Genomic DNA, 8,741 nt, shown 5'->3' on the forward strand with positions numbered 1-8,741 from the left:
CCTGCCGCCAGCGTTCAATCTGAGCCATGATCAAACTCTTCAGTTTAAAATCAGTAGTGCCTAAAGGACACCAATCTTGGCTCATCAATTTTCTGACAAATATTTCTCAAATAAACTTCGAGTCATTCTTACCATCAATCAATGAAAATAATTTCGATCGATCAACCAGTAAAAATCCACACAAGTTGTTCTTCATAAGCTCTTAATGATCTTTCTAACACCTCGTCAGTGCCAGAAGCTGGACTTCGATATACTCAACAACTCAGCAATCTGCTTCGTTCGTTTCCGTCTATCTCGTCGGTATGTGCTCATTATAGGGCAATTTCTTACACGTGCAAGCGCTTTTAACGCACAGGAATCACGAGTGTTTTATTTTTATGCACCAAATTGGTTCAATTCCATACAATTCATTACATAAGTACATATTTTTAAAACAGAAATATAAATTAAATATTTCTGTTTTATTCTGTACCTAGTTTTTCACGACTGGTGCTTTAATCGTCACACTGGTGATTTTTACAGGGTTCACCGGCACATTTTGATGCATTCCATAGTTTCGGGTCGGTACTTTAGCAATCTGATCGACGATATCCATACCTTTAGTGACCTTACCAAAGACCGCATAGCCGGCATTTCTGGCAGAACGATCCAGGAAATCATTATCAACCAGGTTCACAAAGAATTGTGCTCGGGCAGAATCCGGCTGATTGGTACGCGCCATGGCTAAAGTACCGCGTTTATTTTGCAGACCATTCGATGATTCGTTTTTAATGGGTGCTTTGGTATTGGCTTTTTCCTGCATGTTCACATCAAAGCCACCGCCCTGCACCATAAAGCCTGGAATGACGCGGTGAAAGATCGTGTCCTTATAGAAGTTACTCTTTACATAGCTTTCAAAGTTCTTTGCCGAGATTGGCGCTTTGTCATTGAAGAGTTCAATTTCAATATTTCCTGATGAAGTCTTCATCTCAATAATCGTATTTGCAGCAAAGCTTGGTAGACTGAGCGCAGCAAGTGCGATCACACATAATGATTTCTTTAACATTTATTAACTCATCTACTTAGAAGTAATGGTTGTGAATGACTATATATTAATCTTTTATAACTCATAATGCAGTGATCTGCCGACTAAAGACAAGAGAATAAGAATGAAGCATGCATTATTACAGGAGCAAAATATCCACCAGTTTCCACCTTGGCGTTTGCAGGGTGAAGGTTTTATTCTGAATTATTGGCTGACCCCCAGCTTTATTGAGCAAGCGAAACAGTTCCGGATCGCACCATCTCCGCTGGGGCGGATGGTCCAAGTCTTATTGGTGCGTTATCATTCTTCGCCGATTGGCCCTTATGATGAGTTACTGATTCTGGATCATCCTTTAATTAGTAAACGGCACCTCAGCTCGATTCCTAAAATTTATGTGTCTACCCATGAGTCTGTGGTACACGGTCAGCATTTATGGGGCATTCCCAAAGAACATGCGCAATTTGAATGGCAGGAAAAGGATCAGGAAGTGCTGTGTCAGATTCAGCATCAAAACCAGCATATGACAATTCGGCTGAAGAAAACCAAATCTGCACGCCAGTTCTACATTAATAGTCATCATATTCCAGCATCTATGCTGAAGATTCAGCAAGCCTGGAAAGGTCAGCGTTTTCAGTTTAGTCCACAGTTCCGTGGTCATCTCTCCAAACTCTCGCAAGTAGAATGGCAAGATATCGACAATATATTTCCAGACTTTTCCAAAGCCAAATTGCTGCAAAGCTTTTATGTTCCCAAATTCAATCTGATCTTTCCTGAAGCGCAGATCAGCAGCAAAGTATAAGAATTGATAAAAACCTATCTATAAAAAAAGGTGTTTCATGAGAAACACCTTTTTGCATTCACGCCTTGGATTTAACTATTTTTGTCCCAGAATTTGCGGAAATTTTTGCTGATCTCAATCACATATTTTTTGGCACGGCGGGAGATCGGCGTCAGGTTGATAAAACCATGTGCCTGGTCGGTATATTCATGATAATGAACACTCACACCATTCTGACGTAGTTTATGCGCATAGATTGAACCTTCATCATGCAGGACATCATGACGTGCGGTAATCACATAGCTCGGCGGCAAGTTTTGCAATTCACCATAGGTCGGTGAAATCAGTGGATCATCTAATTCAATCTGATGGGTCTGGGCATACATGAAGGTCACCAGATCAATATCCTGCTCTGAAAGTACCAGTCCATCTTTATAGGCATAAAAAGATGGATGGCGACTTTTAAAGTCGACCGCCGGATAAAGCAAAAGCTGCGCTCGTGCGGCATAAGATTTACCTACACTGCGCTGAGCTACAACAGTAGCCAGATTTCCGCCGGCACTGTCCCCTGCCAAGGCAATCCGGTTTTTATAGACTTTTAGCTGCTTGCTATGCTGATGTGCCCACGCCAGGGCATCTTCACAAACCTGTACCATCTGCAAGGGGCTAAATTCTGGCGTCAGCGGATAAGCCACGCTTAACACCTGTACTTTGGCATGTACTGCCAGCAAGCGACAGAATTCATCATGGCTGTCCAGACCGCCCACCATAAATGCACCGCCATGATAAAAAATCACCATCGGCAACTTCTTTTGTGGAGCTGGATGATAATGCCGGGCAAAGATGCTGCCACTTTGCAAAGGCAGACGCAGCTCTTCTACCATTTTCACAGCAGTCGGTCTGGCCTGAATTGTTTTCATGCGCGCATCAAACGCCACCCGTGCCTGTGCGACATCTTCACTCAGAAAGCTGCCATGCCCCTGTTTAAGCTGAATCGCCATCAGGCATTTGACCATGGGGTCTAAATCAGGATAGTGATGAGGATAGTCCAAAGCCTTAACCAATGCGTCTTGTGCAATACCAGGTAAGCGATCCAGCATACGCGCTGCTGTGCCTTGCCCTTTCTCCATGACACTTTTCAGTACTGGATGATTCACAGTCATTATTTTTAGTCCTTATTCTCTTAATTCTTCATAGTTTCTACACGATTAGCGTTTCAGTGACCATATTCTTATATAAGTCTTAATATCTAAGTACATATAGTTTTATCCAATACGTTAACCTGATTTATAAAAGATGTCATTGACCGTTTAAATGGTATTTTTGACGTAGTTTTGCGAGCTTCAGTATATTTTTTATTTCAAGTTGGGAGAATGCCTATGGCTGGCAAAATTATAGCTCTGTCTCTGGCGACTGCATTTTTGGCTGTAGGCTGTGTTGCTTTCCCTGAAGATGGTGGCTACTACGATGGCCGTTATGATCAGCGTTCTGATCGCCGCTATGAACAGGATCGTCGTTATGAGCAACAGCGTCGTTATGATCGGCAACGCTGGGAATATGAACAGCAACGTAAACGTATTGAACTGGATCGACGTAAACAGGAAGTGCAGCGTCGTAACTGGGAACAGGACCGTAAAAGACAGTTAGAACAGGACCGACGTAAAAGCCAGCTGGAACGACAACGCCAGGAACAGCAGCGTAAAAACATGATGAGCCAACGGCAAAAACAGGCTGAAACAGAACGTAATAAACGCCGCCTGGAGCAGGATCGTAAAGGGATCACCGATCAACGTGCCAGAAAAGCCCAGCAAAACCGTTCATCTAACCCACGCTGGAGCGATAATCGACGTCAACAGCAACAACAGCGTCCACGCGATCGCCGTGATTAATACTTTGATTTCACTCTTTGTTAAAAAAGCCTGTAGCAGGCTTTTTTAATGGAAAATTTTATCTCAAGCTGATTGGATAAAAGCAGTATTTTTGCATGAAGGCCGGACTAAGCCGCCAAGCCATCATTTTTATCTTGATCAAAGCAAGAATGCTCAATTTTAGCAAAAAAAAAGGCCTATCTTAGAGAAAAAGATAAGCCACGAAAACACATTTCAAAATAAGAAGAAACTACAGCGATAGAATCTGGAATAAATATTAATCAAAAGTTCATCTATTGAGAAATACTTTATTGCTTAGATATTAATCGCTTTTATGTCTAATAAATAATCAGGCAAAAAAAAGCCGAGTCTTGGGGGAACTCAGCTTGAAAAAAGTAACTTGAAATAAGGCAACAGCAACCGAGTTCGGCTCTCTCCTCTGAACAAGGTCGCTGTCTATGTCAGTATCATGCAATTTTTTTACCAATATTTAAAACAGATTAAAATTATTAAATTTATTCAAAAATACGATTATCAATTTTTTATATTTATTTTCAAATAATTCATGTTTTATTTTAAAGCCCAGACTGTCTATTCAGCGACGTATACAACAATGATCAGATGACTCCTTGATCATTTACTTCAATTTATCTCCGCCTATATCGCGGTAAAAGCCTGCCATCTGCTCGCTGTTTTATTCAGAATTTTGTATAAATCTTAAATTTAATCTTGACTGACGCTTGAATTTTTACACCCTGCCCCGATTTCTTTAGGTAATCAAGAACTTCAACCATGGCAGTTCAGCATTAACGCAGTGAATACTGAGGCCTGAGGACTGTACATGTTTAAGAACCCATTTAAACGGAGTAAATCAATGGCGACTGAGCAAAACGAGCAAGCTCAAAAATTTGAGCAAGAGCAAGCGGAACAAGATACAGCGCAAACTCAAGCTGAAACCGAGCAGGCTGAAGTTTCCGTTGAGTCTTTACAAGAGCAGATTGCGCAGCTTGAAGGTGACTTAAAGTTAGAAAAAGCACGTACGGCCAATGCAGTCTACGAAGCACAAAAAAGTGTGGAACGTATTCAGCGTGAATCTGAAAAGCATAAAGATACCGTTTTAGAAAAGTTCTCTAAAGAACTTTTAGAAACCGTCGACAATCTCGAGCGCGCCATTGTTGCCGCAGGTGAAGAGAAAACTCCACTGCTGGAAGGCGTTGAACTGACACTTAAATCTTTATTGAATACCTTAGAGAAATTTGGAGTCGTGGTGGTAGACACCAGTAACGGCTTTAATGCTGATCTGCATCAGGCAGTTGGGATTGATCCAAATGCCAAAGCCAATGAAATTGGCACTGTTTTGCAAAAAGGCTACACGCTGAATAATCGCCTGTTGCGTCCGGCGATGGTCATGGTTGGCGCTTAAGCGAAATAAATTCGGGAGTTTGTGAAATTTTTTCAACAATTTTACTTGAAAAAAATCGAACGGCTCTCATATCGGATAACAAGTAAATCCCTTTTAATTTCCCTTTGATAAAGGGAAAAGTTTGGGAATAAAAAAATTTTTGAGGAAACATCCAAATGGCTAAAATCATTGGTATTGACTTAGGTACTACAAACTCATGTGTTGCAGTACTTGAAGGCGACAAAGTTAAAGTAATCGAAAACGCTGAAGGCGCGCGTACAACGCCATCAATTATTGCCTATAAAGATGGCGAAATTCTGGTAGGTCAATCGGCAAAGCGTCAAGCGGTAACGAATCCGAAAAATACCTTGTTCGCGATCAAACGTTTGATCGGTCGTCGTTATGAAGACCAAGCGGTACAAAAAGATATCGGTCTGGTACCGTACAAAATCATCAAAGCTGACAACGGTGATGCTTGGGTTGATGTCAACGACAAGAAACTTGCGCCACAGCAAATCTCTGCTGAAATCTTGAAAAAGATGAAGAAAACAGCGGAAGATTACCTGGGTGAAACAGTAACTGAAGCGGTCATTACCGTTCCTGCTTACTTCAACGATGCCCAGCGTCAAGCCACTAAAGATGCAGGTAAAATTGCAGGTTTAGAAGTAAAACGTATCATCAACGAACCAACGGCTGCTGCACTTGCGTTCGGTATGGACAAGAAAGAAGGCGACCGTAAAATCGCGGTTTATGACTTGGGTGGTGGTACATTCGACGTTTCAATCATTGAAATTGCGGATCTTGATGGCGACCAGCAAATCGAAGTGTTGTCTACTAACGGTGATACATTCCTGGGTGGTGAAGACTTCGATAACGCATTGATCGAATTCCTGGTTGAAGAGTTCAAGAAAGAACAAAACTTCAACTTGAAACAAGATCCGCTTGCGCTGCAACGTTTAAAAGAAGCTGCTGAAAAAGCAAAAATCGAGCTTTCTTCTTCGAATGCAACTGAAATTAACCTACCATACATCACTGCTGATGCGACTGGTCCTAAACACTTGGTGATCAACGTAACACGTGCGAAACTTGAAGGTTTAGTTGCTGACTTGGTTGCGCGTACCATTGAGCCATGTAAGATTGCACTTAAAGATGCTGGTCTTTCGACTTCAGACATCTCTGACGTGATTTTGGTGGGTGGTCAATCACGTATGCCAATGGTTCAACAGAAGGTTCAAGAATTCTTCGGTAAAGAGCCACGTAAAGACGTAAACCCTGATGAAGCAGTCGCAATGGGTGCTGCGATTCAAGGTGCGGTACTTTCAGGTGACAAAACTGACGTACTTCTACTTGACGTTACTCCGCTGACACTTGGTATCGAAACCATGGGTGGCGTGTTAACAGCAATCATCGAGAAAAACACCACGATTCCTGCGAAGAAATCTCAAGTGTTCTCGACTGCTGCTGACAACCAGCCTGCTGTAGACATTTCTGTGTTCCAGGGTGAACGTAAAATGGCGCAGCAAAACAAATTGTTGGGTAACTTCCAATTGGGCGATATCCCACCGGCTCCACGTGGTGTGCCACAAATTGAAGTATCTTTCGATATCAACGCTGATGGTATCTTGAAAGTATCTGCAAAAGACAAGAGCACGGGTAAAGAGCAATCGATCCAGATTAAAGCAAACTCAGGTTTGTCTGATGCTGAAATCGAAGCAATGATCCGTGATGCTGAAGCGAATGCTGAAGAAGATCGCAAATTCGAAGAATTAGCGAAAGCACGTAACGAAGCGGATGCGTTAGTTTCTTCTGCTCAAAAAGCAGTGAAAGATTTGGGCGAGCAAGTGACTGCAGACGAAAAAACTGCAATTGAAACTGCGGTTTCTGAGCTTGAAGCATCAACTAAAGAAAATGATGTTGAAGAAATCAAAGCGAAAACTGAAGCGTTGCAAAACATCATCATGCCGATCACTCAGCGTGCCTATGAAGCAGCTCAAGGCCAAGGCGGTGCGCAAGGGTTTGATCCGAACGCATTCGGTGGTGACGCTGGTCAACAACAGCAAAAAGCGGACGACGGCGTTGTAGATGCTGAGTTCACTGAAGTAAAAGATGACAAAAAATAATTTGTCGCTTTAACTGAAAAACCGCGCAATAGCGCGGTTTTTTTATGTCCAAATTTTAAAGCATGAAGGTAAAATGACTAAAAATGGATCGTATGTTCAAGTAAAGCTGTTTAAGCTAAATCCAGCATGAAACGACCATCAACCCTGAAAATTCTGATTTTGCGGCCTTTCAGCAATGGGTTAAAGCCATGTTATTGCTACAGGAACGCCACGCTTGTCGACTGTATGCCAAATCCGGCCGGGGTATGGAGCTGGAAGCGCAAGTTGGCTGACGCACGGGCTGGATCGAAACACCACAGGCTGACATCGTGGCCTTTTCCCTGAATATGCAGATGCACAGTCATATGGATCCGGCGATTCGCCTGGACATTTTACAGCAAACCTTGGCCGAATTAGGACTTTATCCAAAAGCTGAGCAGGAAGGCAAATAAGCATGGGAAATGCCTTAAAATTAAGCTATATTTTTTAAAAACAAGCATCTCAATAGCAATATGCGCCTTCTATTTTGTCTGGTCATCGTTGGGTTAATCCTGTCTGCCTCTATGCATATGCAGACCAAAGCTCATCCACAACTGCGCTACAACTCGCTTGCAGACCGGCTCAGTCATCCTTTTGACACACGTTTACGCTTTAAGGTCGATCAGGTAGATGCAGGCTTTGGGCTGAGTAAAGAGCAAGTGATTCAACTGAGCAAAGAAGCCGTCGAGATCTGGCATCAGGGCACCCATCGCGATGATCTGCTGCTCTATGATGAAAATGCCCAGCTGAGTATTCATCTGATCTATGATCAACGGCAACAGGAATATAATGCCTTAAAGAAAGTCGAAAAACAGTTGCTGGCAGATGATGCCCAGTATCAACGTCAGGTCAAAAATCTGGAAGCATCTTATCAACATCTGGAAAGTCAACAACAACGCTTGATCCAGCAAAGAGATCAGATTAATTATGAATTTCAGAAGCTACAGCAACGACGGCATCAGCCAAATTTATCTGCCTATGAGCACGAACAATTAGAATATGAGTTTCAGGCTTTACAGCGCAAATCGGAAAATTTTAAACGGGAAGCCGAGTATCTTCAGCGACAGCAAAGTTCTTTTAACCTGAATGTTTCGCTACATCAACATAGTCTTGAAAATCATCAACAGAATATCATTCAGGCCCAGCAACGTTTTCCTGCCCGTGAATTTCATAAAGGGGTATTTATGGGTCATCAGATTCATGTATATCAGTTTGATGCAGAAGATGATCTGCGTCTGACACTGGCTCATGAACTGGGGCATGCTTTGGGCCTGTATCATCATGATGATCCAGAGGCGCTGATGTATCCGGTACTGGGAAAACAGAATCTGCAACACTTTCAGTTGCGACCTGCCGACAAGACTTTGCTGTATCACCGTTAAGTGATCAGCCTGAATTCCTTAATAGGACTTACGCACTATTATTTATAGATTCTCTGTGGTAGCAGATGATTTTTATCGAGAATAAAGTCATCAATGAAGTTTTTGATAACTGGTCTAAATAATTTCTTCTGCCAACGATATACATTTTC

Annotated in this window: 7 protein-coding genes and 2 pseudogenes; 6 read left to right on the forward strand and 3 right to left on the reverse strand. The window is 42.3% G+C overall.

What is annotated here, in order from left to right:
* Positions 1 to 472: 472 nt before the first annotated feature.
* Positions 473 to 1,045, reverse strand: a complete 573-nt coding sequence (locus tag FTT75_RS14875) for a peptidylprolyl isomerase (protein WP_100355787.1) — start codon at positions 1,043 to 1,045, stop codon at positions 473 to 475.
* 103 nt (positions 1,046 to 1,148) lie between these two features.
* Between FTT75_RS14875 and FTT75_RS14880 the strand changes: the two genes are divergently transcribed.
* Entirely contained in the window at positions 1,149 to 1,823 is a 675-nt protein-coding gene (locus FTT75_RS14880) for an acetoacetate decarboxylase family protein (RefSeq protein WP_100355786.1), read from the forward strand.
* A gap of 71 nt (positions 1,824 to 1,894) precedes the next feature.
* Here the strand turns inward: FTT75_RS14880 and FTT75_RS14885 are convergent, their stop codons facing one another.
* The gene (locus FTT75_RS14885) at positions 1,895 to 2,965 is read right to left on the reverse strand and encodes an alpha/beta hydrolase (RefSeq protein WP_100329871.1); all 1,071 of its coding nucleotides are present in this window, start codon (positions 2,963 to 2,965) and stop codon (positions 1,895 to 1,897) included.
* A gap of 216 nt (positions 2,966 to 3,181) precedes the next feature.
* Between FTT75_RS14885 and FTT75_RS14890 the strand changes: the two genes are divergently transcribed.
* The 5 genes and pseudogenes from FTT75_RS14890 to FTT75_RS14910 all read left to right on the forward strand — a co-directional run bounded on the left by FTT75_RS14890 (position 3,182) and on the right by FTT75_RS14910 (position 8,592).
* Complete coding sequence (locus FTT75_RS14890; protein ID WP_180186788.1) at positions 3,182 to 3,691, forward strand: hypothetical protein; 510 nt, start codon at positions 3,182 to 3,184, stop codon at positions 3,689 to 3,691.
* 853 nt (positions 3,692 to 4,544) lie between these two features.
* A complete protein-coding gene (gene grpE, locus FTT75_RS14895; RefSeq protein WP_005173545.1) occupies positions 4,545 to 5,093 on the forward strand; it encodes a nucleotide exchange factor GrpE in 549 nt (182 codons plus the stop codon).
* A gap of 155 nt (positions 5,094 to 5,248) precedes the next feature.
* A complete protein-coding gene (gene dnaK / locus FTT75_RS14900; protein ID WP_074383783.1) occupies positions 5,249 to 7,192 on the forward strand; it encodes a molecular chaperone DnaK in 1,944 nt (647 codons plus the stop codon).
* A gap of 170 nt (positions 7,193 to 7,362) precedes the next feature.
* Positions 7,363 to 7,623, forward strand: a pseudogene (locus tag FTT75_RS14905) (OXA-134 family carbapenem-hydrolyzing class D beta-lactamase); the annotation flags it as partial.
* A 60-nt stretch (positions 7,624 to 7,683) separates the two neighbouring features.
* Positions 7,684 to 8,592 (forward strand): matrixin family metalloprotease, encoded by a 909-nt coding sequence (locus tag FTT75_RS14910; protein WP_100329869.1) that lies wholly within the window; start codon positions 7,684 to 7,686, stop codon positions 8,590 to 8,592.
* Between the two features lie 38 nt (positions 8,593 to 8,630).
* Here the strand turns inward: FTT75_RS14910 and FTT75_RS14915 are convergent.
* Positions 8,631 to 8,741, reverse strand: a pseudogene (locus FTT75_RS14915) (IS701 family transposase); the annotation flags it as partial.

Source organism: Acinetobacter sp. YH01008, from assembly GCF_013420435.1.
In the GTDB taxonomy this organism is placed as follows: domain Bacteria; phylum Pseudomonadota; class Gammaproteobacteria; order Pseudomonadales; family Moraxellaceae; genus Acinetobacter; species Acinetobacter pseudolwoffii.

Excerpts from the sequence above, each read along its gene's own strand:
- FTT75_RS14875 (WP_100355787.1), bottom strand. The coding sequence starts at position 1,045 with ATGTTAAAGAAATCATTATGTGTGATCGCACTTGCTGCGCTCAGTCTA.
- FTT75_RS14880 (WP_100355786.1), top strand. The coding sequence starts at position 1,149 with ATGAAGCATGCATTATTACAGGAGCAAAATATCCACCAGTTTCCACCT.
- FTT75_RS14885 (WP_100329871.1), bottom strand. The coding sequence starts at position 2,965 with ATGACTGTGAATCATCCAGTACTGAAAAGTGTCATGGAGAAAGGGCAA.
- FTT75_RS14890 (WP_180186788.1), top strand. The coding sequence starts at position 3,182 with ATGGCTGGCAAAATTATAGCTCTGTCTCTGGCGACTGCATTTTTGGCT.
- grpE (WP_005173545.1), top strand. The coding sequence starts at position 4,545 with ATGGCGACTGAGCAAAACGAGCAAGCTCAAAAATTTGAGCAAGAGCAA.
- dnaK (WP_074383783.1), top strand. The coding sequence starts at position 5,249 with ATGGCTAAAATCATTGGTATTGACTTAGGTACTACAAACTCATGTGTT.
- FTT75_RS14910 (WP_100329869.1), top strand. The coding sequence starts at position 7,684 with ATGCGCCTTCTATTTTGTCTGGTCATCGTTGGGTTAATCCTGTCTGCC.